General features: G+C 67.5%; 27 protein-coding genes and 1 tRNA gene. 12 read left to right on the plus strand and 16 right to left on the minus strand.

The features are described 5' to 3' along the window. Position 1 precedes the first annotated feature (1 nt). The 7 genes from ACO05L_RS15325 to ACO05L_RS15355 all read left to right on the plus strand — a co-directional run bounded on the left by ACO05L_RS15325 (position 2) and on the right by ACO05L_RS15355 (position 5,508). Positions 2–550 carry a DUF1697 domain-containing protein gene (locus ACO05L_RS15325; protein ID WP_421730029.1) on the plus strand — a complete coding sequence of 183 codons (549 nt, stop codon included), beginning with the start codon at positions 2–4 and terminating at the stop codon, positions 548–550. Continuing rightward, positions 547–996, plus strand: a complete 450-nt coding sequence (locus ACO05L_RS15330; RefSeq protein WP_421730030.1) for a hypothetical protein — start codon at positions 547–549, stop codon at positions 994–996. The genes ACO05L_RS15325 and ACO05L_RS15330 overlap by 4 nt, the downstream gene beginning before the upstream one ends. Positions 997–1,095: 99 nt before the next feature. After that, entirely contained in the window at positions 1,096–1,884 is a 789-nt protein-coding gene (locus ACO05L_RS15335; protein ID WP_421730031.1) for an enoyl-CoA hydratase-related protein, read from the plus strand. 130 nt (positions 1,885–2,014) lie between these two features. Further along, positions 2,015–3,199, plus strand: coding sequence for a DNA cytosine methyltransferase (locus ACO05L_RS15340; RefSeq protein WP_421730032.1), 1,185 nt, complete (start codon positions 2,015–2,017; stop codon positions 3,197–3,199). Positions 3,200–3,342: 143 nt separating this feature from the next. Further along, positions 3,343–4,404, plus strand: a complete 1,062-nt coding sequence (locus tag ACO05L_RS15345; protein WP_421731707.1) for a branched-chain amino acid aminotransferase — start codon at positions 3,343–3,345, stop codon at positions 4,402–4,404. A gap of 7 nt (positions 4,405–4,411) precedes the next feature. Continuing rightward, positions 4,412–4,972 carry a DNA-3-methyladenine glycosylase gene (locus ACO05L_RS15350; RefSeq protein ID WP_421730033.1) on the plus strand — a complete coding sequence of 187 codons (561 nt, stop codon included), beginning with the start codon at positions 4,412–4,414 and terminating at the stop codon, positions 4,970–4,972. 116 nt (positions 4,973–5,088) lie between these two features. Continuing rightward, positions 5,089–5,508, plus strand: coding sequence for a hypothetical protein (locus ACO05L_RS15355; protein WP_421730034.1), 420 nt, complete (start codon positions 5,089–5,091; stop codon positions 5,506–5,508). Between the two features lie 34 nt (positions 5,509–5,542). Here the strand turns inward: ACO05L_RS15355 and gyrB are convergent, their stop codons facing one another. From gyrB to rpsT, 6 genes are all read right to left on the minus strand, one after another. Further along, complete coding sequence (gene gyrB, locus ACO05L_RS15360) at positions 5,543–7,993, minus strand: DNA topoisomerase (ATP-hydrolyzing) subunit B (RefSeq protein ID WP_421730035.1); 2,451 nt, start codon at positions 7,991–7,993, stop codon at positions 5,543–5,545. Between the two features lie 150 nt (positions 7,994–8,143). Beyond that, positions 8,144–9,286 carry a DNA replication/repair protein RecF gene (gene recF, locus ACO05L_RS15365; RefSeq protein ID WP_421730036.1) on the minus strand — a complete coding sequence of 381 codons (1,143 nt, stop codon included), beginning with the start codon at positions 9,284–9,286 and terminating at the stop codon, positions 8,144–8,146. 45 nt (positions 9,287–9,331) lie between these two features. Then, the gene (locus ACO05L_RS15370) at positions 9,332–9,631 is read right to left on the minus strand and encodes a GIY-YIG nuclease family protein (protein ID WP_421730037.1); all 300 of its coding nucleotides are present in this window, start codon (positions 9,629–9,631) and stop codon (positions 9,332–9,334) included. Positions 9,632–9,693: 62 nt separating this feature from the next. Then, positions 9,694–10,812 (minus strand): DNA polymerase III subunit beta, encoded by a 1,119-nt coding sequence (gene dnaN / locus ACO05L_RS15375; RefSeq protein ID WP_421730038.1) that lies wholly within the window; start codon positions 10,810–10,812, stop codon positions 9,694–9,696. Between the two features lie 143 nt (positions 10,813–10,955). Next, positions 10,956–12,413 (minus strand): chromosomal replication initiator protein DnaA, encoded by a 1,458-nt coding sequence (dnaA, locus tag ACO05L_RS15380; RefSeq protein WP_421730039.1) that lies wholly within the window; start codon positions 12,411–12,413, stop codon positions 10,956–10,958. Between the two features lie 514 nt (positions 12,414–12,927). Next, entirely contained in the window at positions 12,928–13,200 is a 273-nt protein-coding gene (gene rpsT / locus ACO05L_RS15385) for a 30S ribosomal protein S20 (RefSeq protein WP_421730040.1), read from the minus strand. A 244-nt stretch (positions 13,201–13,444) separates the two neighbouring features. Between rpsT and ACO05L_RS15390 the strand changes: the two genes are divergently transcribed. Then, entirely contained in the window at positions 13,445–13,867 is a 423-nt protein-coding gene (locus tag ACO05L_RS15390) for an Hsp20 family protein (protein ID WP_421730041.1), read from the plus strand. A gap of 85 nt (positions 13,868–13,952) precedes the next feature. Then, positions 13,953–14,207: a DUF1150 family protein gene (locus ACO05L_RS15395; protein ID WP_421730042.1), complete on the plus strand. Its 255-nt coding sequence runs from the start codon at positions 13,953–13,955 to the stop codon at positions 14,205–14,207. Positions 14,208–14,306: 99 nt separating this feature from the next. Here the strand turns inward: ACO05L_RS15395 and ACO05L_RS15400 are convergent, their stop codons facing one another. The 8 genes from ACO05L_RS15400 to ACO05L_RS15435 all read right to left on the minus strand — a co-directional run bounded on the left by ACO05L_RS15400 (position 14,307) and on the right by ACO05L_RS15435 (position 20,152). Beyond that, on the minus strand, positions 14,307–14,774 hold the full coding sequence (locus ACO05L_RS15400; protein ID WP_421730043.1) for a PTS sugar transporter subunit IIA: 468 nt from the start codon (positions 14,772–14,774) through the stop codon (positions 14,307–14,309). 103 nt (positions 14,775–14,877) lie between these two features. Further along, on the minus strand, positions 14,878–15,555 hold the full coding sequence (hpf, locus tag ACO05L_RS15405) for a ribosome hibernation-promoting factor, HPF/YfiA family (RefSeq protein WP_421731708.1): 678 nt from the start codon (positions 15,553–15,555) through the stop codon (positions 14,878–14,880). Positions 15,556–15,628: 73 nt separating this feature from the next. Beyond that, positions 15,629–17,185: an RNA polymerase factor sigma-54 gene (gene rpoN / locus ACO05L_RS15410; RefSeq protein WP_421730044.1), complete on the minus strand. Its 1,557-nt coding sequence runs from the start codon at positions 17,183–17,185 to the stop codon at positions 15,629–15,631. 85 nt (positions 17,186–17,270) lie between these two features. Continuing rightward, positions 17,271–18,068: an LPS export ABC transporter ATP-binding protein gene (gene lptB / locus ACO05L_RS15415; protein ID WP_421730045.1), complete on the minus strand. Its 798-nt coding sequence runs from the start codon at positions 18,066–18,068 to the stop codon at positions 17,271–17,273. A 27-nt stretch (positions 18,069–18,095) separates the two neighbouring features. Beyond that, the gene (locus ACO05L_RS15420; protein ID WP_421730046.1) at positions 18,096–18,584 is read right to left on the minus strand and encodes an LptA/OstA family protein; all 489 of its coding nucleotides are present in this window, start codon (positions 18,582–18,584) and stop codon (positions 18,096–18,098) included. A 14-nt stretch (positions 18,585–18,598) separates the two neighbouring features. Further along, a complete protein-coding gene (lptC, locus tag ACO05L_RS15425) occupies positions 18,599–19,261 on the minus strand; it encodes an LPS export ABC transporter periplasmic protein LptC (RefSeq protein WP_421730047.1) in 663 nt (220 codons plus the stop codon). Positions 19,262–19,267: 6 nt separating this feature from the next. Next, positions 19,268–19,882 (minus strand): ribonuclease D, encoded by a 615-nt coding sequence (locus tag ACO05L_RS15430; RefSeq protein ID WP_421730048.1) that lies wholly within the window; start codon positions 19,880–19,882, stop codon positions 19,268–19,270. 183 nt (positions 19,883–20,065) lie between these two features. Next, a tRNA-Leu gene (locus ACO05L_RS15435) sits at positions 20,066–20,152 on the minus strand. A gap of 213 nt (positions 20,153–20,365) precedes the next feature. Here ACO05L_RS15435 and ACO05L_RS15440 point away from each other — a divergent pair. After that, positions 20,366–21,388, plus strand: coding sequence for a complex I NDUFA9 subunit family protein (locus ACO05L_RS15440; protein WP_421730049.1), 1,023 nt, complete (start codon positions 20,366–20,368; stop codon positions 21,386–21,388). Positions 21,389–21,392: 4 nt separating this feature from the next. On the opposite strand, the gene ACO05L_RS15445 is transcribed toward ACO05L_RS15440, so the two are convergent. Further along, positions 21,393–22,202, minus strand: a complete 810-nt coding sequence (locus ACO05L_RS15445) for an undecaprenyl-diphosphate phosphatase (RefSeq protein WP_421730050.1) — start codon at positions 22,200–22,202, stop codon at positions 21,393–21,395. 36 nt (positions 22,203–22,238) lie between these two features. Continuing rightward, positions 22,239–23,405 carry a citrate/2-methylcitrate synthase gene (locus ACO05L_RS15450; protein WP_421730051.1) on the minus strand — a complete coding sequence of 389 codons (1,167 nt, stop codon included), beginning with the start codon at positions 23,403–23,405 and terminating at the stop codon, positions 22,239–22,241. Between the two features lie 181 nt (positions 23,406–23,586). On the opposite strand from ACO05L_RS15450, the gene ACO05L_RS15455 reads away from it, so the two are divergent. Both ACO05L_RS15455 and ACO05L_RS15460 read left to right on the plus strand, forming a co-directional pair. Next, complete coding sequence (locus ACO05L_RS15455) at positions 23,587–24,582, plus strand: cation diffusion facilitator family transporter (protein ID WP_421730052.1); 996 nt, start codon at positions 23,587–23,589, stop codon at positions 24,580–24,582. A 62-nt stretch (positions 24,583–24,644) separates the two neighbouring features. Next, on the plus strand, positions 24,645–25,328 hold the full coding sequence (locus tag ACO05L_RS15460) for a glutathione S-transferase family protein (RefSeq protein WP_421730053.1): 684 nt from the start codon (positions 24,645–24,647) through the stop codon (positions 25,326–25,328). Positions 25,329–25,468 lie beyond the last annotated feature (140 nt).

Below are 25,468 nucleotides of genomic sequence, written 5' to 3' on the forward strand. Positions count from 1 at the left end.
GGTGAACGACCAGCGCATCATCCTGTTTCGCGGCATGAACACCGGCGGCGTGCGCGCGCCGGTCGGCGAGCAGCGGACGATGGCCGAGGCCATGGGACTGAAGAACCCGCGCACCCTGCAGGCCAGCGGCAACCTGGTGGTCGAGACGGACATGGCCACGGCTGCGCTGGAAGCCGCCGTCGAGACCGAGATGTCCCACCGCTTCGATCTGAAGATCGTCGCCATGGCGCGGACGCCCGAGCAATGGGCCGACCTGATCGCCGCCAATCCGTTTCAGGATGAGGCCAGGGCGCATCCGGCCAAGGTCGTGGCCATGGTGATGAAGGACGGCATCGCGACCGGCGGCCTGTCCGCCGTCCAGGCCCTGTGTCGCGACGGCGAGGCGATCGCGTGGACGTCCGGCGTGCTCTATTTCTGGTTCCCCAACGGCCAGGGCGGCTCCGACGTCTTCAAGAAGGCGACGCCGAAGATGCTGGGCATGGGCACGGGCCGCAACTGGAACACAGTGCTGAAACTGGCGGAAATGGTCGGAGCGGACATAGCGGCATGACCTATCGCAAGACCCATCTGTGGATCAGCCTGGTCGTCGGCCTGTGCGTCTGGGGCGCCTATTTCACCCATGTGGTGCGCGCGCTTGGGGCCGGAGACGTCGGCGGCCTGGTCTGGTGGTTCGTGGGCGCGCTGGTCGTCATGGTCATCGTCGAGACCGCAGCGACCGGCCTGATCGCCTGGCTGTTCCGCTGGCGGACCCGCCAGCTGGACGACGGCCCCACGCTTCAGGCGGCGCTCAAGGCCAGCCACGTCGCCCTGATGATCCTGGTCGCCCTGGTGCTGATCTCGGCGGCCGGCCTGTCGATCGCGGGCCTGTTCGGATGGTCGCCGTCGCTGACTTCGCCCAACCTGCCGGTCATCGCCGCCAACGCCCTTCTGGCCATGGTGGTGGTCGCCGAACTGGCGCGGGCCGCCTTCACCCTGGCGCTGATCCCCCGCCGCTAGAGGCGGCTCCGGCATAATCGCCGCCCCGCCCTGCATCAAAGCGGGTTTCGCCGCCGGGCCGGGCTTTGTAAGCAGACGCCATATCAAGGGAGCCCGCCGATGTCCGACACCTATGACAACCTGCTGATCGAGCGCCACGCCGACGGATACGCCGTGGTCACCCTGAACCGGCCCGAGGCGCTGAATGCGCTGAACGCGGCCCTGTTCAAGGACCTGGCCGACTTCCTCGACGCGGTCGAGCATGACGACACGGTGCGCTGCCTGATCCTGACCGGCTCGGGCGAGAAGGCCTTCGCCGCCGGCGCCGACATCAAGGAGATGGCGGACCAGTCCTATGCCCAGATGTATGCGGGCAACTATTTCGCCCTGGGCCACGACCGCATCACCCGGTTTAGGAAGCCGATCATCGCGGCGGTCAACGGCTTCGCCCTGGGCGGCGGTTGCGAGCTGGCCATGCTGTGCGACTTCATCGTCGCCTCGGACAAGGCCAGGTTCGGTCAGCCCGAGATCAACCTGGGCGTCGCCCCCGGCATCGGCGGCTCGCAGCGCCTGACCCGTCTGGTCGGCAAGTCCAAGGCCATGGATATGGTCCTGACCGCCCGCATGATGGACGCCGCCGAGGCCGAGCGCGCCGGTCTGGCGTCGCGCGTCGTGCCCCACGAAACCCTGCTGGAAGATACCCGCAAGATCGCCGCCAAGATCGCCTTCCAGAGCCCGCTGGCCATCATGGCCAACAAGGAAATGGTCAACGCCGCCCTGGAGACCACCCTGACGCAAGGTATCCAGTTCGAGCGCCGCCTGTTCCACTCCCTGTTCGCCTTCGAGGACCAGAAGGAAGGCATGGCCGCCTTCGTCGAGAAGCGGAAGCCGGTGTTCAAGGGGCGCTGAACCGGCGGGGTTAGGGAGTAGGCAGTAGGGATTAGGGCGCTGATTGCGTTGCTTGCCTTCCCCTAATCCCTACTCCCTAACGCCTACTCCCCAACTGGACCCGGCGCTTGACGCAGTTCACCCTGCCGGAATGCGCGAATCCCCCGCCTTCTACGAGTTCTTCGCCGGCGGCGGCATGGTCCGCGCCGGGCTGGGCGAGGGCTGGCGCTGCCTGTTCGCCAATGATTTCGACGCGCGAAAGGGCCTGTCCTATCAGGCCAACTGGGGGCTCGGGGGCGAGCTTCATGTCGGGGATGTGCGAAAGGTCACGGCCGCCCAACTGCCCGGCGTCGCCGACCTGGTCTGGGGCTCCTTTCCCTGTCAGGACCTGTCGCAGGCGGGGGCCGGCAAGGGTCTGGCCAGCGACCGATCAGGCAGTTTCTATCCCTTCTGGGACCTGATCCGCGCCCTGGCCGAGGAGGACCGCGCCCCGGCCATCGTCGCCGTCGAGAATGTCTGCGGCGCCCTGACCTCGCGCGGCGGGGCCGATTTCGAGGCCATCTGCGGGACCTATGCCGAGGCCGGCTATCGCTGCGGCGCCCTGGTCATCAACGCCGAACTGTTCACGCCCCAGTCCCGTCCGCGCCTTTTCATCATCGGCGTGCACGAGCGGGTGGCGATAGACCCCGCCCTGACCTCGCCCGAGCCGCTGGAGCCCTTCCATACGCCGGGTCTGCGCCGCGCGGTGGACCGCCTGCCCGATGCGATCCGCGCCTCCATGATCTGGTGGAACCTGCCGACGCCCGAGCGCCGCGCGACCGTCTTCGCCGATCTGGTCGAGGACACGCCCGCAGGCTCGGAAACCGGCGAACCCGCCTGGCACACGCCCGAGGAGACGACGCGGCTTCTGGCCATGATGACCCCGGTCAACCGCGCCAAGGTCTCGGCCGCCATGCGCGCGGGTCGCCGGATGGTCGGAGGCGTCTATCGCCGCACCCGCACCGACGCCGATGGCAAGAAGCATCAGCGCGCAGAGGTCCGCTTCGACGATGTCGCCGGCTGCCTGCGCACACCGGGCGGCGGGTCCAGCCGCCAGACCATCATGGTGGTCGAGGGCCAGTCGGTCCGCTCACGCCTGATCTCGGCGCGCGAGACCGCCCGGCTGATGGGCCTGCCCGATACCTATGTCCTGCCGCGGCGCTATTCCCAGGCCTATCACCTGACCGGCGACGGGGTGGTCGTGCCGGTTGTGCGGCATCTGGCGGACTGCCTGTTCGAGCCCCTGATCGGCCTCGGCGCCACCGCCGCAAGCGAGCCGCTCAGTCGCCGCGCCTGACGCAGGTCCAGGCTCCGGGGACAAGGCAGTTTCTCGCTGCGAAACCGTCGGAGGATGGTGTGCCAATGCGGAAAGACGCGCTAAAGGGGTCCGCGCATGCGCGGATCGCGCATCGACCCTGAGGAGAGTTCGCCTTGCAGATCGTGAAACACCCCAACCCGACCTCCGCCGACGAGCGCGCCAAGCGCATGCTCGATCCCGGCTTCGGCAAGGTGTTCACCGACCATATGGTGACCATCCGCTGGAGCGAGGGACAGGGCTGGCACGACGCCCAGATCGGGCCGCGCCAACCCTTCCAGATCGACCCCGCCGCCAGCGTGCTTCACTACGCCCAGGAAATCTTCGAGGGCATGAAGGCCTATCGTTCGGGCAACGCCGTGACCCTGTTCCGGCCGCTGGAGAACTCGGCCCGCTTCGCCCGCTCGGCCGAGCGTCTGGCCATGCCGGTCCTGCCCGACGACCTGTTCATCGCCGCCGTCGAGGCCCTGGTTCGCACCGATGTCGACTGGATCCCGGAACAGGAGGGCGCGACCCTCTACCTGCGCCCCTTCATGTTCGCCAATGAGTCCTTCCTCGGCGTCCGGGCCGCGACCGAATACATGTTCTGCGTCATCGCCTCGCCCGCCGGCGCCTATTTCAAGGGCGGCGCAAAGCCGGTGAAGCTGTGGGTGTCGGACGACTACACCCGCGCGGCGCCCGGCGGCACGGGCGCGGCCAAATGCGGTGGCAACTACGCCGCCAGCCTGGTCGCCCAGCAGCAGGCCGTGGCCAAGGGCTGCGACCAGGTCGTCTTCCTGGACGCCGCCGAACACCGCTGGGTCGAGGAACTGGGCGGCATGAACATGTTCTTCGTCTTCGACGACAACACCCTGCGCACCCCGCCCCTGGGCACCATCCTGCCGGGCATCACCCGCGAGTCGATCCTGACCCTGGCCGCCGAACAGGGCCTGAAGGTCGAGCAGGCCCCCTATGACATCGACAGCTGGAAGGCCGACGCCGCCAGCGGCCGCCTGAAGGAGGCCTTCGCCTGCGGCACCGCCGCCGTGGTCGCAGCCGTGGGTGAAATCCGCTGGAACGGCGGAGAGCAACTGGTCGGAGGCGGCGTCGAAGGCCCCGTCACCACCGCCCTGCGCGACGAGCTGACCGGCATCCAGCGCGGTTCGCGCGACGACCGCCATAACTGGCGCCACACGATCGCGCTCTGAGCGATTGATGCGCCTCGGTCGTTCTGTCTTCGACGGTCCGGCCGAGGCTGTCGCCCGCGCCCTGATCGGCGTCGAGCTGACCGTAAACGGCGTTGGCGGGCGGATCGTCGAGACCGAGGCCTATGATCTCGGCGACCCGGCCTCCCACAGCTTTCCGGGGCCGACCCAGCGCAACGCGGTCATGTTCGGACCGGTGGGCCGCGCCTATGTATATCGAATCTATGGCCTGCACTGGTGCCTGAACGTCGTCTGTGACGCCGACGCGAGGGGCAGCGCTGTCCTGATCCGCGCGTTGGAGCCCACGGTCGGCATCGAAACCATGGTCGAGCGGCGCGGCCTGGCAGGCGTCCGCAGCCTGTGTTCCGGCCCCGGCAAGCTGGCCCAGGCCCTGGCCGTCACAGGCGACCTGAACGGCGCGGATTTGACGTTTGAGCCCTTCGCGCTAAGGCCGGGCAACGCCGCCGACATCATCGTCGGCCCCAGGATCGGCATCACCAAGGGGGTGGAGACGCCCTGGCGGTTCGGCCTTCGCGGCTCACCCTACCTCAGCCGGCCTTTTCCGAAATAACGCCGGCAAGCTTCGCCTTTGCGCCGCCAGCGATCCGCGTCATGATCCCTTGGAAGGCTCACAAGGCAACCGAACCCCCGTTCGCGTCTTGGTCATCAGGGGGCATGGAGGGTTCGATGACAAAATCACCAATGGTTCTGGCGGCCCTGGCGGCCCTGGCGGCGACCGGCTGTACCGCCCCTAACTCCGGCGGCTATGGCGGAGGCATGACGCAGGTCTTGGGCCCCCAGGGGCCGAGCACCTGTTTCTTTGGCCAGGACGTCAATAACTTCAACGTGCGGGACCGCCAGACAGCCTATGTCTCGACGCGTCAGGGCTATGTCTTCCGCCTCGACTCGCCGCCCAATTGCTTCAGCGTCGGCACCGAGAGCCTGGGCGTCGAACCCTACAATAGCGTCAGCCCGCGCGTCTGCGTCGGCGGTCAGGCCAATGTCGCGGTCGGCCAGTTCCGCGCCCCGCCCCTGCGTTGCGTCGTCCGCGTCTCCGGCCCCATCCGCGACAGCGCCGAGTCCGGACTGAGATCACGCCAGGACTAGAGGCGTCGCCACCTCTACCCCCTAACCTTCGTCCCTAGACGTCGACGGCGGCGTCCAGGGCGTTTGCCTGGATGAACTCGCGGCGGGGCTCGACCACGTCACCCATCAGCTTGGCGAACAGGTCGTCGGCGTCGTCGGCGTGGTTGACCTTGACCTGCAACAGGGTGCGGGCGTTGACGTCCAGCGTCGTCTCCCACAGCTGCTCGGGGTTCATCTCGCCCAGACCCTTGTAGCGCTGGATGGCCAGGCCCTTCTTGCCCGCGTCCAGCACGGCGTTCAGCAGGTCCATGGGACCGCGCACCGTGGTCGCCTTGTCCTTGCGGCGATAGACGGCCGGGGCGTCGAACAGCCCCTCGAAAGCCAGGGCCCGATCGGCCAGACGGCGCGCGTCCAGCGAGCGGATCAGGGCCTCTTCCAGCACGACCTTTTCCAGCACGGCGCGCTTGGTGCGGTTGAACACCACCGCGCCCTGTTCGCCCGGCTCGCCGGCCCAGCCGCCGTCGCCTTCTTCGGCATAGAGGTCGAAGCGGGTCGCCGCCTTTGCAGCCTTGTCGGCCAGGGGGGCACCGTCATCGGCGAACAGACCGGCCAGGGCCGCCTGCTCGATGGCGAACATCGGGGCGCGCTGGCTCAGGCGATCGACGCCGGCCTTGAAGGCCTTGGCCTCGCGCACCAGGGCCTGCAGGTCCTGGCCGCTGCGACGCTCGCCGCCCGGCAGGTCAAGCGAGGCCTCTGACGAGCCTTCCTCGATCAGATAGGCGTCCATTTCCGCCTGATCCTTCAGGTAGCGGAAACTCTTGCCCTTCGAGACCTTATAGAGCGGCGGCTGGGCGATATACACGTGCCCGCGTTCGATCAGCTCGGGCATCTGGCGATAGAAGAAGGTCAGCAGAAGCGTGCGGATGTGGGCGCCGTCGACGTCGGCGTCGGCCATCAGAATGATCTTGTGATAGCGCAGCTTGTCGGCGTTGAAGTCGTCTCGACCGATGCCGGTGCCCAGGGCCAGGATCAGGGTCCCGATTAGTTCCGAAGACAGCATCCGGTCGAAACGCGCGCGCTCGACGTTCAGGATCTTGCCGCGCAGGGGCAGGACGGCCTGGTTCTCGCGGTTACGCGCCTGCTTGGCCGAGCCGCCGGCGCTGTCGCCCTCGACGATGAAGAGTTCGGACTTGGCGGGATCGCGTTCCTGGCAGTCGGCCAGCTTGCCGGGCAGGCTGGAGATATCCAGCGCCGACTTGCGCCGCGTCAGGTCGCGCGCCTTGCGGGCCGCTTCACGGGCCGACGCCGCCTCGATGATCTTGGAGACGACCAGCTTGGCCTCGACCGGGTGTTCCTCGAACCACTGGGCCAGACCCTCGGTGCACAGGCCCTCGACGGCCGGGCGGACCTCTGACGAGACCAGCTTGTCCTTGGTCTGTGAGCTGAATTTCGGGTCCGGCACCTTGACCGACAGGACGCAGGTCAGGCCCTCGCGGGCGTCCTCGCCGGACGGCGCGACCTTCTCCTTCTTCAGCGCGCCCGAGCTTTCCATGTAGGAACTCATCACGCGGGTCAGGCTGGTGCGGAAGGCCGACAGGTGGGTGCCCCCGTCGCGCTGGGGGATGTTGTTGGTGAAGCACAACATCGTCTCGTGGTAGGAGTCGTTCCACCACAGGGCGAGGTCGATCTCGATATTGTCCTTCTTGCCGCGAATGACGATGACGTCCTTCAGGATCGGCGACTTGGACTTGTCGAGGTGGCGCACGAAGGCCTCCACGCCGCCCTCGTAATGCAGCAGGATATCGACCGGTTCGGCGCCGCGATGATCCTGCAGCTTGATGACCACGCCCGAGTTCAGGAAGGCCAGCTCGCGCAGGCGGTGTTCCAGGGTCTTCAGGTCGAAGTCGATGTGGCTGAAGGTCGTGACCGAGGGATAGAAGGTGACCTGGGTGCCCGACAGGACCTTGCCGTTGTCGCGCAGGGGCGCATCGCCGGTGACGACCAGGCTCTCGACCGTGTCGCCACGCTCAAACTTCATCTCATGGCGCTTGCCGTTCCTGAAGATGACCAGTTTCAGCCAGTCCGACAGAGCGTTGACGACCGAGACGCCCACGCCATGCAGACCGCCGGAGACCTTATAGGAGTTCTGGTCAAACTTACCGCCGGCGTGCAGCTGGGTCATGATGACCTCGGCCGCCGAGACGCCTTCTTCGGCGTGGATGTCGACGGGGATGCCGCGGCCGTTGTCGGTGACGGTGACGGAACCGTCGGCGTTCAAGATGACCTCGACCAGATCGGCGTGGCCGGCCAGGGCCTCGTCGATGGCGTTGTCGACGACTTCATAGACCATGTGGTGCAGGCCCGAGCCGTCGTCGGTATCGCCGATATACATGCCGGGCCGTTTGCGAACGGCGTCCAGACCCTTGAGAACCTTGATGGATTCCGCGCCATAGGCCGCTTCTTCGGCGGTGTCTTCGTGGCGGGCGTTTTCGTTCTGGTCGGTCATTCAATCGTCCGGAGACGCGGGCGGCTGAGGGGTCTGATGAACGCGACCCGGCCCGCTGGTATGAGCTTGGCGAGACCCGCCGATTCAGGCGGATTCGATGTCACGTTTATATAGGAATTCCCCCACGAAAAGCGAGGGAAAGCGGCGGTCTCAGGCCTCCGCCGCCAGGGTTCCGCCCTCGACCCGGACGAAGCGCGCGCGGCCCTTCAGTTCTTCGAACAGCACGGCCTCCGTGCCGGTCATGAAAGCCTGAAGGCCAAGCGCCTCGATCTCGTCGAACAGGGCGGCGCGGCGGCGCGCGTCAAGGTGGGCGGGGGCCTCGTCCAGCAGCAGGACGGGCGCGGCGCCATCCTCGTCCTTCAGCCGCGTCACCTGGGCCAGGATCAGGTTCAGGACCAGGGCCTTCTGCTCGCCGGAAGACCCCTCGGCGGCGGGGCGGTTCTTCTCGCGATGGAGCGCCGTCAAGTCCGAGCGGTGCGGCCCGAACAGCGACCGCCCGGCGGCGGCGTCGCGGGCGCGGGAGCCGGCCATGCCCTCGCGGATGCGGGCGGCGATGTCGTCTGCCTCAAGGCCCTCCAGCGCCATGGCCTCGGCCTCGCCGGTCAGGCCGAGGTCGGCCTGGGGAAAGGGCCGGTCGCCGCGCGCGTCGATGCCCGATTGCAGGGCGCTGAGCGCGGCGGCGCGGGCGATGGCGGCGCGCGCCCCGGCCTCGCCCAGCCGCAGTTCCAGCGCGTCCAGCCACAGGGCGTCGGGCGCGCGGTTCTGCTCGGCGCTGTCGCTCAGCAGCCGCAGCCGCTCGCGCAGGGCCTTGTCATAGCCCGAGACCGAGGCCGCATGGCCGGGGTCGGCGGCGAACACCAGACGGTCGAAGAACTTCAGCCGCTCGACCCGCGCGTCCGAGAACAGCCGGTCCTGTTCCGGCGTCGCCCAGACCGGCCGCAGATAGTCGAGGAACCGGCCCGGTTGAGCCGTCTCGCCGTCGATACGGACGATGCGTCGCGAGGCGCCGGGGCTCTGCGTTCCCGTGCCGAGGCGGATTTCGTCGCCATCACCGCCGTCGAGCGTCAGAGCCACGGCCCAGGCCCGGCCGACCGCCTCGCCCGGCTCCCTGCGCCCCATCTCCTGCGCCGTCGCAGAGCGCAGACCCTTGCCCGGCGTGAACAGGCTGAGCGCCTCCAGCAGGTTGGTCTTTCCCGCCCCGTTCGGCCCATGCAGCACCACGCCCCCCGCGCCAACAGGCAGGGTCGCGGACGCATAGGACCGGAAGTCGGTGAGGGTGAGAGAGGCGATCAAATTCTTCCGCTCATCCCGGCGAAAGCCGGGACCCAGTCCTTTTGCTCAGACGCCGTCGACCGTCCAGAACCCATCCCACAGATCGGCCCAGGCGGGGTTCGATTTCTCGATCAGTTCCAGCTTCCAGGCCCGCTTCCATTCCTTGATCTGGCGCTCGCGACGGAAGGCGGCGTGCCGAGTATCGTGCAACTCATACCAGACCAGGAGGTGGACACCGTACTTGGCGGTGAACCCGTGACGCAAACCTTCGCGATGTTCGCCAGTCCGCTTGATCAGATCGTCGGTAGAGCCCGTGTAGAGCGTCCCGTTCCGCTGACTGGCGACGATGTAGGTGAAGAACGCCAACTCGACCTCCCGGAACTCGCAAAAGCACTGGGTCCCGGCCTTCGCCGGGATGAGCGGGGTTCTTAAACGCGCAGCGGCATCAGCACGTACTGCACGCCCGGATCGCCCGGATCGAGCACCAGGGTCGGGCTGGCGGGATCGGCGAACATGAAGGTGGCGTTCTCGCCCGTGATCTGGCCGGCGACGTCCAGCAGATAGCGGGCGTTGAAGCCGATCTCGAAGGGCTCTTCGGAATAGCCGATCTCGACCTCCTCGACCCCCTGCCCGGCCTCCATGTTGCGCACCGTCAGGGTGACGCGGTCCAACTCGAACGCCAGCTTCACCGACCGGCTCTTCTCGGCCGAGATGGTGGCGACGCGATCCACCGCCGAGGCGAAGACCGAGTTGTCGATGTCGGCCTGCTTGTCGTTCCCCTTGGGGATGACGCGCATATAGTCGGGGAAGGCGCCGTCGATGACCTTCGACGTCAAGGACGCCTGGCCGAACTCGAAGCGGATCTTCTGGGGCGAGACCTGGACCTCGACCTGGCCGGAACCGTCGTCCAGCAGACGGCGCACCTGGTCGATGGTCTTCCTGGGCACGATGACGCCGGGGCCGCCCGCCGCGCCTTCGGGCGCAGGCGTCTCGGCCAGGGCCAGACGGTGACCGTCGGTGGCCACGGCGCGCAGCAGGGGAATGCCGCCCTCGGCGACCGTGTGCAGGTAAAGGCCGTTCAGATAGTAGCGCGTCTCCTCGGTCGAAACGGCGAAGCGGGTCTTGTCGATCAGCCGGGTCAGGTCTTCCTTGGGCAGGGTGAAGCGCGTGCCGCCGCTGTCGGTCGACATGACGGGGAAGTCGCCTGCAGGAAGGACCGGAAGGTTGAACTTGGAGCGGCCCGCCGAGACCGTCAGGCGCGGATCGTCGCCGTTGTAGGTCAATGAGACCTCGGCGCCGTCGGGCAGCTTCCTGATGATCTCGTACAGGGTGTGGGCGGGGGCCGTGATCTGGCCCTCGACCTGAACCACCGCGTCGGCCTGGTCGACCATTTCCATATCCAGGTCGGTGGCGGCGAAGCTCAGGGTGTCGCGGCCCGCCGACAGCAGGACGTTGGACAGGATGGGGATGGTGTTCCGGCGTTCGACGACGCTCTGGACGTGGCCGAGCGCCTTCAGAAGCGCGGAACGTTCGATGGTCAGTTGCATATCGTCTCAAAGTCCGGCGCGGCGGAATCGGCCCCGCGCGATAGAATGACTTCGGACACTAGCGAATTGACGCGATGGGGCAAGGAAGCGGGCAATGTTCCACAGACTTCTCCCTCCCCTTCGAGGCGGGAGACGGCGGCGGCCTAGCCCCGCAGCTTGCGCGTCAGGGCCTCGACGTCGCGGGCGATCTGATCGTCCTGGGTCAGCAGTTCCTCGATCTTGCGCACGCCGTGCAGAACGGTCGTGTGGTCGCGCCCGCCGAAGCGACGGCCGATGTCGGGATAGGAGCGGGTCGTGTGCTGCTTGCACAGGTACATGGCGATCTGACGCGGACGGGCGATGGCGCGGGTGCGGCGCTCGCTCAGCAGATCGGCCTGTTTCATCTGGAAATGCTCGGCGACCGTCTTCTGGATCTCATCGACGGTGATGCGGCGCTCGGGGCCGCCACGCAGGGCGGCGCCCAGCAGGCTGGCGGCCTCGTCCACGCCCAGCGAGGCCAGACGCGTCCCGGCGGCGGCGGCCAGGGTGTTGACGGCGCCTTCCAGCTCGCGGACCGAACCGGGCGTGCGGTCGACCAGTTGTTCCAGCACCTCACGCGGCGCCTCGCCGGTGACGATGCCCATGCGGGCGAAGGCGGCCAGGCGGTTCTGGGCCACGGCGATCTTGAGAGCCCGGTCGGCAGGCTCGACCGGGCAGGTCAGGCCGGCGGACAGATGGCTGCGCAGGCGGGGCTCGACCTCGGTCAGGGCCATCGGCGCGCGATCCGCCGAGAGGATGATGCGTTTACCGTCCTCGATCAGGGCGGTCAGGGTCGAGAGCAGTTCTTCCTGGGTGCTCGCCTTGCCGCCGACGAACTGGACATCGTCCAGCAGCAGCATGTCGGCCGAGCGCAGGCTTTCCTTGAAGGCGGCGGTCGAACGGTCCTGCATGGCCCGCACGAAGGTCGACAGGAAGCGTTCAGCGGTCAGATAGACCACCTTGGCGTCGGGACGCAGGCGCTGCGCCTCCCAGGCGATGGCGTTCAGCAGGTGGGTCTTGCCGTAGCCATAGGGGCCGCAGAAGAAGATCGGGTTGAAATGGCCGTCGGCCCACGCAGCCGTCTGTTTGGCGACCGCCAGGGCGAAGGCGTTGCCCTGGCCTTCGACGAAGCTGTCGAAGGTCAGGCGTTCCTGCAGGCCAGCAGCGCGAACGGCGCGAGCGCCATCGGTGACGGGCGGCACGGTGGCGGAGGGAGCAGCGAACGCCATGGACGCCATGGCCGAAGGCTCGACGCCCGTGGCGGTCGCCGGCGGGGGCGAACCCACCTCGGCGCGGCAGCGGACATCCAGGCGACGCGACAGGCCGTCCAGGCCCAGCCAAAGTTCGTTCATGCGGCGCAGGGCGTTCTTGCGCACCCAATCGCGGGCATAGGCGGTGGGGGTGACCAGGATCAGTTGGCCGGCGCCATCGGCCCGAACCGACGACGGGGCGATGTAGGAGCTGAACGGTCCGTCGCCGATCTCGGCGCGCAGACGCACGGAGGCCTCGGTCCAGATCTGATTCAGATCCGTGGTGTTCGCCATCGCCAGCCCGCCAGCCATTTGCCCCCCAGTCATCTGCATCGTCCCTAGACCCGTTCCAGACCCTGAACCGGGTCGCCCGCCCTCGGTCACGATGACCGACGACCTTCACGCAGCGGACGTCAGCAGGGACGCGTTCTCCTGTCTCGGAAAAGCCTGCGCTTTGCCGAGCCTGAGAGGCCTCACATTCTGACGTCTCGCGCCGTCGCGGGGTGTGATCCCCGCGCCGTCCTCATCCGTGGGATGCAGGTGCGCTAGAGCCCAAAACTTAGCCTCGGGACGGGTCGGGTCAACGCTGATTCGCGAATCGATTTGCAGTTAAATTCGTTGACTCCGCTAAAGGCAGACGCGGCTTGGGAAAATGTCGCTAACCACGATATTCGCCACCGAGGCGAGCACGGTTCGTCCAACGCCAACTTATCCGCAGACGGCAAAACGGCGAGAGAGCAGATGCCCTCTCGCCGTTGTAATCGCTGCATTTTCTCGTATCGGCACAACTGTGGCCGAGACGCCTCGGCCTTAAGTTAGTCAGCCGACAAAGCGCCGAACCCGTCGCTTAGGCGGCGGTCGACAGCTTCTTCAGCTGGGCGGCCAGACGGCTCACCTTGCGCGAGCCGGTGTTCTTGTGAACCACGCCCTTGGAGACGGCGCGCATCAGTTCGGACTGCGCTTCGATGAAGGCGGTCTTGGCTGCACCGGCGTCGCCGCCGGTCACGGCTTCCTGGAACTTGCGCAGGAAGGTGCGGACACGCGTGCGGCGCGCCTTGTTCACTTCGGTGCGGGCGGCGATCTTGCGGATCGCCTTGCGGGCGCCGGCGTTGTTGGCCATCGAAAAACCTATGAGACAAAAAGCGCCGCGGACGTGGGTCCACAGCGCGGAAATCTGAAGAGGCGCGGCTATAGCGGAAAGGTCGCCGGGGATCAAGCGGCTGGAATCCGGCGCTCGACTCACAGGCCCGCTCCACTGCCCGCTTGATGCGATCCCCTGCAAATACCATATCCCTATGGACGACGCCGGGTCTTGCCGCTTCAGGGGGATGGCCGGTGTCGCAGTCGCTTTTCGAGGACTGACGATGACGACACGCACCCTGCTGTTTGACAGCCCCTTTCTGCTCGGGTTCGATCAGACACGCGCCCTGATCGACCGCGCCGCCAAGGCCGCGGCCGAAAGCTATCCCCCCTATAATGTCGAGCAACTGAGCGAGCGCGAGGTCCGCATCACCCTGGCGGTGGCCGGCTTCACCGCCGATGACCTGGCGATCAGCCTGGAGGGTCGGCAACTGACCATCGCGGGCAAGCGCGAGGACGCCAAGGGCGGCGAAGCCCAGGCCTATCTGCATCGGGGCATCGCGGCGCGCGGTTTCGTGCGCAGTTTCGTCCTGGCCGATGGGCTCGAGGTCGAGGACGCCTCGTTGGACCACGGCCTGCTGCACGTCGACCTGAAGCGGCCAGAGCACACCGAGGCGGTGCGACGGATCCCGATCCGCGCGGGGTGACGCCACGACAGACTTTCGCGGCCGCCGGATCGGCGCCGAACCGCTCCTGATCTGGGGCGTTACCTGAATATAAGGAGGCGGTCGCATGACGCCCACGAGAATGACCAAGGAAGACTTTGCCGGACTGGGGGCTCCCGACCTGGTCTATGTCCGCGAAATCACGGCCGCCGATGTCCTGCTGGATGTGCAGACCGACGCCCATGGCGTCGAGATCGATCCAGAGCAGACCCTCTATGCCGTCCACAGCGCGGACGGCGAGCGGCTGGCCGTCATGCTGGACCGCGAAACGGCCTTTGCCGCCGCCGTGGCGCACGAACTGGCGCCTGTTTCGGTGCACTGACCGAGCCGGGACGCACTTCAAGCAGGTTGCGAAAGAATCCAGGCGCCAGACTTGGCCTGACGGACTTGGCCTGACCCAAGTCGGCCTGGCGAGGTGCCCTCAGGCCGCCGTGGCGGGCTGCTGATCACGCACGAACAGGGCGCGCACGGCGTCGGGGGTGCGGGCCTGGCGAAGTTGCTCGCGCAGTTCGGGCGAACGCATGGCGCGCGACACAGCCGCCAGCGCCCTCAGATGGGCCGCGCCATCGCGCGGCGGGGCGAACAAGGCCAGCATCAGGTCCACCGGACGATCATCCACGGAACCATAAGCCACTGGCGTATCCAGTCGGACGAAGACGGCCACAACCTGGGATAGACCAGGAATTCTGGCGTGAGGCACGGCCACGCCCGAACCCAGACCGGTGGAACCCAGGGCTTCGCGCTCCATCAGGGCGTCCAGCACCTGAGCCTCGGGAACGCCGAGAGCCTGGGCCGCAGCCTCGGCCACGACATGCAGAGCCTGGCGCTTAGACGAGGCTCCGCCACGCAGGACGATGCCGTCCTTCGCCAGCAATTCACCAATATCCATAGCAAACCCCGAAACTACGCTTCGCCTCCAGCGGCATTCGGCCATCCCGGACGGGCGCGCGCCGTTTAGACGTTTCGCCCGTCGCGGGAAAGCCTTATGCGCCCTAAGCGCTTACTGAACTGTGCCCATTGGCCTTGTCGGCGCCGTTGGCCGCGCCGTTCGTCACCGTGCGCTCTGGATCAATCCAGCCCACATTTCCGTCGGGACGACGATAGACGACCGACAGGCCGCCATGGGCCGCATTGCGGAACAGCACGACCGGATAGCCGGTCATATCCAACTCAAGCACCGCCCGTCCCACCGTGATGGTGCGGATCTCGGACTGGGTTTCGGCGATGACCATGCCGACGGGCGGCGGGCCGTCCGCTCCAGCATCGCCGAAGTCTTCATCCTCGACGGTGTCGGGATCGCGGAACACGATGCTGCGCGCGACGGCTGCGGCCGCCATTTCGGTTTTCTCGGGCGACAAGCCCTTGGGACCGGTGTGGTGATCCTTCAGCCGACGCTTGTAGCGACGCACCCTCTTCTCGAGTTTGTCGAGACTTTCCGTGAAGGCGGAATGGGCGTCGCCGCCGCTCCCCGTCGTGACCAGGGTCTGCCCCGACGCCAGGCGGACCCAACAGTCCACCTTGAAGCCGAAGCCGTCCTTGGACACCACGACCTCGGCGTTTTCACCGCCGCGTTCGAAGTATTTTCCGACGCCCTCTTCGAGTTCCTGGGAGATGCGCGAGCCTAACGCTTCGCCGACATCCACGTGCTTGCCGCTCACTTGAACTTGCATGTGAGTAGAACGCGACCGTCCGCTTTTGGTGTCAACGGAGATCATCGAATTTGCGGTCACGCTTAAGTGTGCGTCAGGCCGTCTTGAGCATCCGCCGGCGCTGGACCGAGGACGGAATCCTGAGCGCTTCCCGGTACTTCGCCACGGTGCGTCGGGCGATATCGATGCCCGCCTCGTTCAGAAGTTCGACAATCCGGTCGTCGGACAAAACGTCGCCATCACGACCTTCGTGATCGATCATCGACTTGATGCGATGACGGACCGCCTCGGCGGAGTGGGCCGCGCCGTCTCCGGTCGCGTTGATAGAGGCCGTGAAGAAGAATTTCAGCTCGAACACCCCGCGCGGGGTCGAGACGTATTTGTTCGATGTGACGCGCGACACGGTCGATTCATGCATGCCGATGGCGTCCGCGACCGTCTTCAGGTTCAGCGGTCTCAGGAACTCGACGCCGAAGGCCAGGAAAGCGTCCTGTTGGCGCACGATCTCGGACCCGACCTTGAGGATGGTCTTGGCCCTCTGGTCCAGCGACTTGACCAGCCAACTGGCCTGGGCGGCGCATTCGGCGACGAAGGTCTTCTCAGTGTCGCTGCGAGCCCCCGCCGCGATGGTGGCGTGATAGCGCTTGTCCATCAGAAGACGCGGCAGCGTGTCGGCGTTCAGCTCGACCTTCCAGCCGCCGGCCGGATCGGGGCGGACATGGACGTCGGGGATGACCGTCTGGGCCGTCTCGCCGCCGAAGCCGGCGCCCGGACGCGGCGTCAGACCCTTCAGCTCCGCGATCATTTCGGCCAGGTCCTCGCCGTCGACGCCGCAGACCTGACGCAGGCCCGACAGGTCGCGTTTGGCCAGCAGGTCCAGATTGTCCAGCAGGGCCGCCATGGCCGGGTCGAAGCGGTTGCGCTCGACCAGTTGCAGCTTCAGGCATTCGGGCACCGACCGGGCCATGACGCCGGTCGGCTCGAAACCGTGACAGGCGCCCAGCACCGCCTCGACGCGGTCGAGGCCGCAGCCCAGGCGGTCGGCGATCTCGGCCAGTTCGCCGCGCAGGTATCCGCCCTCGTCCACCCCGTCGATCAGGCTGAGCGCGATGGCGTGGTCGGCGGCGCTGAAGCCGGCGGAGGACGCCTGGGCCTGAAGATGCTCCCATAGGGTCGCCTGGCGATGGTCAGGCCGCTCGCCGCCCTCGCCGTCGGAAAAGGATCCGCCCTTGCCGGCCTGGGACCAGTCGGACAGGCCTGGCTGGGCCTCGTCGCCCATCCGGTCGGCGCCGCGCTCGCCCGGCGAAGCGTCGCCATAAAGATCACTGTCGCCGACATCCACGCTGGCGCCGCGTTCGGCCGCGTCGTTGTCGCCGAAGCTGAGTTCGGAACTTTCCGTCAGGGTCGAGACCGGCGTCTCGCGGGCCGCATCGCCGCCTTCGCGGTCGGACGCGCCGTCGCTCTCGTCGCGCGACAGAAGGGGGTTCTTCTCGAGTTCGCTCTCGACGTATTCGTCCAGTTCCTGGTTCGACAGTTGCAGCAGCTTGATCGCCTGCTGCAGCTGGGGCGTGATGACGAGCCCCTGCCCCTGCCTGATTTCCAGCCTCTGCCCGACCACGTCGCCCAACCCCTTAAGCACGCCGGCCGACATGGCCCGGAACTTGCTAAGGGCGACAATGCCGCCAAGGGGTTAACGCCGGTCTAAGCGGTCGGGCCGACCGACGTCTGTGGGGCTATCACCCGTAGAGGTCGCCCAGATAGACGCGCCGCACCTCGGGATCATGGATGATCTCGTCAGGCGTGCCTTCGAACAGCACCGTTCCGCCCGCCATGATCGCGGCCCGGTCGATGATATCCAGCGTCTCGCGCACATTGTGGTCGGTGATCAGCACGCCGATCCCCTCGCCCGCCAGATAGCGGATGACCTGGCGGATGTCGGCGATGGCCAGGGGGTCGATGCCGGCGAAGGGCTCGTCAAGCAGCATGAAGCTGGGCTTGCCCGCCAGGGACCGGGCGATCTCGACCCGGCGCCGCTCACCGCCCGACAGACCTTGCGCCGGGGCGTGGCGCAGGTGGTCGATATGCAGTTCTTCCAGCAGGCGGGTGGTCTCGACCTCGATGGCCTTGCCGCTCTCGCGCAGCTCGACCACCGCCTTGATGTTCTGCTCGACCGTCATGCCGCGAAAGATCGAAGCTTCCTGCGCCAGATAGCCCAGGCCCATGCGGGCGCGCTGGTACATGGGCTGGGCGGTGACATCCTCGCCGTCCAGCCAGATTGAGCCCGAATCCGCCGGGATCAGGCCGGTGATCATGTAGAAACAGGTGGTCTTGCCCGCTCCGTTCGGCCCCAGAAGGCCGGCGACCTCGCCGCGCTGGACGGTCAGGGAGACGTCGCGCACCACCTGCCGCTGGCCGAAGCTGCGGGCGATGTTGCGCACGCGCAGGCCTTTTTCGGCGACCGGCTGTGACGCAACGGGAACCGTCGACGCCGGGGCGTCGTCCAGGTTCAGAGCGGAGAGTTCCTTGCGCGCCACGCGGAATCTGGCGGACCGGCCCGGGGGCTAGTTCGCGCGGCCTTGCGGATAGAAGACGCCCTGGATGCGGTTGTTGGAACCGCCGTCCATGTTCGCCGACCCCGTGTCGGTGTTGTATGTCAGGCGCGCCCCCGTCAGGACGTTGCGGCCCTGGGTCAGAATGACATCGCCCGAGATGACGATGGTGGCGGTCGCGACATTGTATTCGGCTCGGTCGCCCCGGATCGTCTCGGTCGGGGTGACGTAATAGACATTGCCGTTGGCGGTGACGCGGGTCACCGCGCCGTTGGAGCGCACGCCGGTGATGGCGTCGGCGCGCATCCGGTTTTCCCCCTGTGTCACCTCGGCCCGTCCGGTCAGGGCGAAGCCGGTCTCGGTCAGTTCGCCGCCGTCGGCGCCCACCATGACGGGCTGGTCGCTGACCGCCTGGCGGCTTTGCGCGGTGGCGACGCCGCCGATTGCCGCCAGGGCGACGACGGCGATGCTCGCGAAGATTGATGGCTTCATGGTCGTCATGCCCGTTTCATCCGTCAGGAACCCGCTGCGTTGAACACGCCCCGGATCTTGGTCTCGCCCGCGCCGTTGAAGGTGACGCGCTCGCCCTGATCATAGATGGCATAGGACGAAGCCGAAATGGTTCCAAGGGGTCCGCGCCCCTCGATGCCCTTGGATCCGGTGATGACGCCGGTCGTGGTGTCGATCACGGCCTCTGGCGTCAGCAACGTGAAACCGGACCCCCCGTCCGAAATCTTCACATTGGGACCGACCGTGACCGCGCGCTTGGTCTCGTCATAGACGCCGCCATCGGCCGAAATCTCCGTCACCTTGCGCCCGCCCAGGTTCAGCCTGAGCAGAGGGCCGACCAGACGGAACCGCCCGGTCGCAGGATCGCGGATCGCGCCCTGGGCGCCGATGACGAACGAGCGCCCTTGCGCGTCCTGGCCGTGGAACATGGGGTTGTCGAGGCGGATTTCACGGCTTTCGCTGGCCTTGCGCTCGACCCCCGACATCACCGTGCGGAACACTGTCCAGGTCAGGGCGCCGCCGGCCAGAACCACGATCAGGATGGGCAGCAGCCGGCGATACAGCCGCACCCGCCGCGAGCGCGCACGCCATTTATCGGCCGCCTCGGACAGGCGGGCTTCGTCGGCGCGGCGGCGGTCCTCGCCAGGATCGGGGAAGCCCTCGGTCATCGGCCCTTAGCTATGCGCGAAGATGTCGATTTCGTCCCAGCCCGCCAGATCGAGCTGCGACCGCGTCGGCAGGAAGTCGAAACATTTGCGCGACAGCTCGAACCGCCCCTCGCGCTCCAGCATCATGTCCAGCCGGGTCTTGATGGCGTGCAGATACAGAACGTCCGAGGCCGCATATTCCAGCTGGGCCTGCGACAGGACGGCGGCGCCCCAGTCGGACGACTGCTGGGCCTTGGACAGGTCGACCCCGGCCATCTCGCGCGCCACGTCCTTCAGGCCATGCCGGTCGGTATAGGTGCGGGCCAGCTTGGAGGCGATCTTGGTGCAATAGACCGGGCGGGTCTCGACCCCCAGGTGCAGCTGCATCATGGCGATGTCGAAGCGGCCGAAGTGGAAGATCTTCAGCACGTCCGGATCGGCCATCAGCCGCTTCAGGTTGGGGCAGTCATAGGCGGGCCGGTTCAGCCGCACGACGTGGGCGTCGCCGTCGCCGGACGACAACTGCACTACGCACAGGGGGTCGCGGCCATAACGCAGGCCCATGGTCTCGGAATCGACGGCGACTTCCGGCCCCAGGTCGAGGCCGTCGGGCAGGTCACCCTCGTGGAAATGGACGGTCATGGGCGGAAGGCTTTCATCGGGTGAGCATACACATGCAGTCGAGCGCGGCCAAAACAACCCGCACGACTGGATCAGGCCTCAAGTAGCGGAGGCCCGCGGCCGAAGCGATAGGCGCCTTCTCCAAGCAAAAATGCCCGAAAACACAAAAGGCGCCGTGTCTTGCGACACGACGCCTTTGAGAATTGGTGCCCAGGAGAGGACTCGAACCTCCACGACCTTTCGATCACTGGCACCTGAAGCCAGCGCGTCTACCAATTCCGCCACCTGGGCCTCCTGCGGAGCGGGCTTGAAAGCCGTTTCCGTCGGGAAGGCGCGGACCCTTAAGGCAGTGATCCGGGCCGGTCAACAGCTTGATGACACTCTTTCGAAGACAGCTTCACGGACAGGGTCTCGCGGGCGCGTTGCGAGGCGTCGGCGCATCGTCTATCCCCCGCAGGACGGGCTTCTCGCGCCCGCAATTTATTTTTCGAGAGAGCCGCCCCGATGACTGACACCCGCACCACCAGCCCTGCGGCCTTCGGTCCCGGCCTGGTCACCGTGTTCGGCGGATCGGGCTTCGTCGGCGCCCAGGCCGTTCGCGCCCTGGCCCGCGACGGCTGGCGCGTGCGCGTCGCCGTCAGAAAGCCCACCCTGGCCTATGCACTCAAGCCTCAGGGCGACGTGGGCCAGATCCAGCCGGTGCGCTGCGACATCACTGATCCGGCGGACGTGGCGTCGGCGCTGAGGGGCGCGAATGCGGCCGTAAACCTGGTCGGCATCCTGCACGAAGGCGGCAAACGCAGCTTCGAACGCCTGCACGTCGAGGGCTCGCGCAACATCGCCGAGGCCTGCGCCGCCCTGCGCGTCGACCGGCTGGTCCAGGTCTCGGCCATCGGCGCCAATCCCGAGAGCGACAGCGACTACGCCCGCACCAAGGCCGCCGCCGAAATGGCCGTGCGCGAGGTCAAGCCCGACGCGGTGGTGCTGCGGCCCTCCATCATCTTCGGCAAGGGCGACGGCTTCCTCAACCGCTTCGCCAAGATGGCGACGATGGCCCCGGCCCTGCCCCTGATCGGCGGCGGCCAGACCAAATTCCAGCCCGTCTATGTCGGCGATGTCGCCGAGGCCATCGCGCGCGCCACAGGCCGCGCCGACGTGGGCGGCCGCACCTTCGAGCTGGGCGGACCGGCGGTCTGGTCGTTCGAGGCCATCCTGAAATACATCCTGCGCGAGACGCGCCGCGAACAGCGGATGCTGGCGCCCCTGCCCTTCTTCCTCGCCAAGATCATCGGCGGGTTCGCGCAACTGACCGCGATCGTGGGCATCCCGCCCGTCCTGACGCGCGATCAGGTGGTGCTGCTGCAGAGCGACAATGTCGTCGCCGAGAGCGCCGAGGGCCTGGCTGAACTCGGCATCGAACCCACCGGACTGGAGGCCATCGCCCCGTCCTATCTGTGGCGCTATCGCCAGGGCGGCCAGTTCGCCGAGAACCCGTCGGCCAGCGGCGAGCTTCCGCTCCCGGCCTGAGGCCCTAGCCCAGCAGCCCGCCCCAGATCATCGCCAGGCCAGCGCTCCCCGCCGCGATCCGCCACCAGGCGAAGGGCGTGAAGCCATGCTTGGCCACCACGTTCAGCATCCAACGGATGACGATCAGGCCGCTGACGAAGGATGTGACGAAGCCGATGGCGATCAGCCAGGCGAAATCGGGGTCGATCCCCGCCCCGTCCTTGATCAGATCATAGGTGAAGGCGCCGACCATGGTCGGGATGGCCAGGAAAAACGAGAACTCGGCGGCGGCGGGCTTTTGCAGGCCCAGCACCAGCCCGCCCGAGATCGTGGCCCCCGAGCGGGATACGCCCGGCACCAGCGACAGGCACTGGAACAGGCCGATCAGCAGCGACTTCTTCCAGCTGACGGTCATGGCGTCGTCACTGGTCGGCTTGGGGGCCCAGCGCTCCAGCGCCAGCAACAGAAAGCCGCCGACGATCAGCGAGACGCAGATCGTGACCAGGCTCTCGAACAGATACTGCTTGATGAAGTCATAGAGAAAGGCGCCGGCCAGAAGCGACGGCAGGAAGGCCACCGCGATGCTGATGGCGAAATGGCGCGCCGTGGGATCGGTCGGCAGGCGGATCAGCACGCCCCATAGTCGCTGGAAATACAGAGCGACGACCGCCAGGATCGCCCCCAGCTGGATCAGAACGACGAATGAACTCCAGCGGCCGTCCGTCAGGCCCAGCAGATGCTGGGTCAGCAGCAGGTGACCGGTCGAGGACACGGGGATGAACTCGGTCAGCCCCTCGACGAGGCCCAGGATGATCGCCGCAAGCCAGTCCGTCATGCCGTTCCTCGGTGGATGGGCGCCGTCGGATGAATGTCAGCCGGCGCCGGGTCGAGGGCCGACATAGCGCAACCTTGCGGCGATTGGCGACCCGTCACTGACCTGATCCAGGGCATGACCCAGCAATCCGATCAATCGACCGACAAGCAAAAGGTCGCAGGCGCCGTCTCTGGGCAGGTCCAGTCGCCGCGCCAGCAGGGCCAGGGCCAGGTCGAACCCCGGCGGATTGCCGGAGATCGCCTCGCCCTGCTGCAACACCGCGCTGAGATCGGCAGGCAGGTCGGCGGCCAGCAGCAGGGCCTCGGCGCGGGGGTCGGCCGAGGGCCAGGTGTCGTCGGTGAAGCCGGGCAGGACGCCGTCGCGCGCGATGCGGCGGGCGATGACGGCTGCGGGCTCACGCCGCGCCTCCTGCACGAAGACCGCGGCGCGGGCGACGGAGGCGTACAGCGGCGAGGCCGAGAATGTCGCCAGACCTGCGAAGGCCGCGGCGGCTGGCGAGGCTCCGCCCCCGGCAGCAGCGCGGGTGGCGACCACGCAGGGATCGACCGCCTCGTCGGCGGCCAGGACCAGGGCGCGGCGGATCAGCGGATTGTCGCGCTCGACCACCTTCCAGCCCCGACCCAGGCGCTGGTGGAAATAGAGCCTCGGGCCCGGCCCGGCGATGGCGTCGACGGCCTCGTTCAGGACAGCCGCCGCCTCGGCCTTCAACGCGTCAAGCGACCGGCCCGTCGCGGGCGCATCCTCTTCGGCGCGCCGGGCCAGGGCCGAGAACAGCCGCATCCGGGCGGTGACGCCCCCGGCATTGGTCAGGCGCGGGGCGATGCCGGCGAACATCTGGGCTTGCGGCAGATCCCACAACAGAGCGGCTGTTTCCTCGGCCGTGGCCGTTTCGGACAGATCGACGGCGTCGCGACCGCGATAGAACAGATTGCCCCCGGCGATGACCGTCAACGATGACTGCACCAGGGCCTCACCCCGCAGCGGCGGTCCCTCGAACGGCAGGATGTCGGCGGACGGCGACGAGGCCTCGCCACTGATCAGCCTCTGCACGTCCTCGACGGCGTACAGGCTGCGGCGCGGATTGGCCGGATCGGGCCGGGCGGCGATCCGACCCCGACTGACATAGGCATAGAGCGTCTGGGTCTTGATCCGCAGACGCGACAGGGCCTCGTCGCGCGCGATCCAGCGTTCGGTCTTGGTCATGCGCCCCCGCGTCCCAATTCCCGGCCTCGTCGGCGTCCTCGCAACCCGGCCTGGACACGCAGTCCGCGCCCGTCGTGAGGCGTTTTCGTGGCCGGTCGCCAACGTCAAGCTTACCGTCAAGCCACCCTTGCCCAGCAGCCCGGCATTGGCAAGGGCGGGCGATTCGGCGACAAGGGTCTCGATGACCTCCAACGTCCCGACCGCCGCCGAAGCCGATGCCATTACGCGGCGCATCACCACCCTGTCGGTCGCCACCGCCGTGGTGCTGATCGCGCTTAAGGCCTTCGCCCTGGGGGCTTCGGGGTCGGTGTCGATCCTGGCCTCTCTGGCCGACAGTTCCCTGGACCTCGCGGCCTCGCTGGTGACCTTCTTCGCCGTGCGCTGGGCCGCCGCCCCGCCGGACGAGGAGCACCGCTTCGGTCACGGCAAGGGCGAGGCCATGGCGGCCCTGGTCCAGGCCGGGCTGATCCTGGCCTCGGCCGTCTTCATCGGGCTGGAGGCCGTCCAGCGGATGTTCGATCCTCGCCCGGTCGAGGCGGGCGGCTGGGCCGTGGGGGTGATCGTCATCTCCATCCTGGTGACCGGCGGCCTGATCTGGATGCAGGACCGGGCGGTCAAGGCGACCGGCTCCCTAGCTGTCGCAGGCGACCGCAGCCACTACGCCGCCGACATGGCCGCCGGGATCGTGGTCCTGATCGGCGTCATCTCCGGCGCCTGGCTGGGCGCGCCCGGTCTGGACGCAGCCGCCGGTCTGGTGGTGGCGGTCTGGCTGTTCTGGGGCGCGTTCGGCCTGTTGCGCAGCGCCGCCGATCCCCTGCTGGATCGTTCGGTCGGAGATACTGAGCGCAGCGCCATCACCACGGCGGTCCTGTCAGACACCCGCATCGGCGGCGTCCACGCCCTGAGGACCCGCAGCGTCGGGCCGGTGACCATGATCCAGATGCATATCGATCTGGAGCCTAGCCTCAGCCTGGCCGACGCCCATGCCATCGTCACGGCGGCCGAGGATCGCATCCGCGCCGCCATCCCGCGTGCCGACATCCTGATCCATCCCGACCCGCGCGGCGCCGTGGACTGGTCCGCCGCCGAGGCCGTAACAGCCGCCGCCGAGACCCCTCGCGACGCCCCCGGCGAGCCGTCGGAACCGGTCACGACGCCCAAGGGGCCATGGGCCTGATTCCGCGCGTCATCGCGACGCAGTAAACGCGGATTTAACGTCGTTGCGCGCAAGGATCGGCCATGTCGGCCGCAGTCCTGTATCATTTCCCCTTCGATCCCGGTTCCCGCTCCGCGCGTCTGGCGCTGGGAGAGGCCAAGATCGCCCACGAGGAGATCGTGGTCCGCCCGTGGGAGCCCGACTGTCCGGTCGCGGGACTGAACCCGTCCGGAATGCCGCCCGTGTTGCAGACCACCGAGGCGGGCAAGCCCCTGACCCTGTGCGAGGCCCCCGCCATCCTGGGCTGGATCGAGGACAAGCAGAAGACACCGCTTCTGCTGTCGACCGACCATGCGGAACGGGGCGAGGCCCGGCGCCTGACCGCCTGGTTCGACCGCCGCTTCACCGACGAGGTCAACGCCGTCCTGCTGCATGAGCGGCTGGAGAAGCCCCTGCTGCGGCTCGGCCCGCCCGAGGCCAAGGCCCTGCGAGACGGACGCGCGGCGCTGAAGGATCACCTGGCCATGCTGGAGCCCCTGGCCGCCTCGCGCGAATGGCTGGCCGGACGCCGCCTCAGCCAGGCCGATCTGGTCGCGGCGGCCCACGTCTCGGTGCTGGATTACTTCGGCGAGATCAGTTGGCGGTCCTATCCGTCGCTGAAGCTCTGGTACATGAAGCTGAAGTCGCGCCCCTGTTTCCGCCCTCTGCTGGCCGACAAATTCCAGGGTCTGGCCGCCGCCCCCCACTACGCGGATTTGGACTTTTAATCCTCCCCCATCGGGGGAGGGGGACCGCCGCGCGCTTGCGCGGGGGTGGAGGGGGCCACCGGGAACACCGTCGCCGAGGGGAAGCCCCCTCCGTCACGCCGCCAAGAGGCGTCGCGCCACCTCCCCCAAGGGGGGAGGAT

It is taken from the genome of Brevundimonas sp., from assembly GCF_965227765.1.
GTDB lineage: Bacteria > Pseudomonadota > Alphaproteobacteria > Caulobacterales > Caulobacteraceae > Brevundimonas.

Coding starts and splice junctions, on each gene's coding strand:
- dnaN (WP_421730038.1), bottom strand. CDS start 10,812: ATGCAACTGACCATCGAACGTTCCGCGCTTCTGAAGGCGCTCGGCCAC.
- ACO05L_RS15350 (WP_421730033.1), top strand. CDS start 4,412: ATGCGCCTCGGTCGTTCTGTCTTCGACGGTCCGGCCGAGGCTGTCGCC.
- ACO05L_RS15460 (WP_421730053.1), top strand. CDS start 24,645: ATGTCGGCCGCAGTCCTGTATCATTTCCCCTTCGATCCCGGTTCCCGC.
- ACO05L_RS15390 (WP_421730041.1), top strand. CDS start 13,445: ATGACGACACGCACCCTGCTGTTTGACAGCCCCTTTCTGCTCGGGTTC.
- rpoN (WP_421730044.1), bottom strand. CDS start 17,185: ATGTCGGCCGGCGTGCTTAAGGGGTTGGGCGACGTGGTCGGGCAGAGG.
- dnaA (WP_421730039.1), bottom strand. CDS start 12,413: ATGCAGATGACTGGGGGGCAAATGGCTGGCGGGCTGGCGATGGCGAAC.
- ACO05L_RS15330 (WP_421730030.1), top strand. CDS start 547: ATGACCTATCGCAAGACCCATCTGTGGATCAGCCTGGTCGTCGGCCTG.
- rpsT (WP_421730040.1), bottom strand. CDS start 13,200: ATGGCCAACAACGCCGGCGCCCGCAAGGCGATCCGCAAGATCGCCGCC.
- lptC (WP_421730047.1), bottom strand. CDS start 19,261: ATGACCGAGGGCTTCCCCGATCCTGGCGAGGACCGCCGCCGCGCCGAC.
- ACO05L_RS15395 (WP_421730042.1), top strand. CDS start 13,953: ATGACGCCCACGAGAATGACCAAGGAAGACTTTGCCGGACTGGGGGCT.
- ACO05L_RS15340 (WP_421730032.1), top strand. CDS start 2,015: ATGCGCGAATCCCCCGCCTTCTACGAGTTCTTCGCCGGCGGCGGCATG.
- ACO05L_RS15440 (WP_421730049.1), top strand. CDS start 20,366: ATGACTGACACCCGCACCACCAGCCCTGCGGCCTTCGGTCCCGGCCTG.
- ACO05L_RS15400 (WP_421730043.1), bottom strand. CDS start 14,774: ATGGATATTGGTGAATTGCTGGCGAAGGACGGCATCGTCCTGCGTGGC.
- ACO05L_RS15450 (WP_421730051.1), bottom strand. CDS start 23,405: ATGACCAAGACCGAACGCTGGATCGCGCGCGACGAGGCCCTGTCGCGT.
- gyrB (WP_421730035.1), bottom strand. CDS start 7,993: ATGACCGACCAGAACGAAAACGCCCGCCACGAAGACACCGCCGAAGAA.
- ACO05L_RS15445 (WP_421730050.1), bottom strand. CDS start 22,202: ATGACGGACTGGCTTGCGGCGATCATCCTGGGCCTCGTCGAGGGGCTG.
- hpf (WP_421731708.1), bottom strand. CDS start 15,555: ATGCAAGTTCAAGTGAGCGGCAAGCACGTGGATGTCGGCGAAGCGTTA.
- ACO05L_RS15420 (WP_421730046.1), bottom strand. CDS start 18,584: ATGACGACCATGAAGCCATCAATCTTCGCGAGCATCGCCGTCGTCGCC.
- ACO05L_RS15355 (WP_421730034.1), top strand. CDS start 5,089: ATGACAAAATCACCAATGGTTCTGGCGGCCCTGGCGGCCCTGGCGGCG.
- ACO05L_RS15335 (WP_421730031.1), top strand. CDS start 1,096: ATGTCCGACACCTATGACAACCTGCTGATCGAGCGCCACGCCGACGGA.
- ACO05L_RS15455 (WP_421730052.1), top strand. CDS start 23,587: ATGACCTCCAACGTCCCGACCGCCGCCGAAGCCGATGCCATTACGCGG.
- ACO05L_RS15430 (WP_421730048.1), bottom strand. CDS start 19,882: ATGACCGTCCATTTCCACGAGGGTGACCTGCCCGACGGCCTCGACCTG.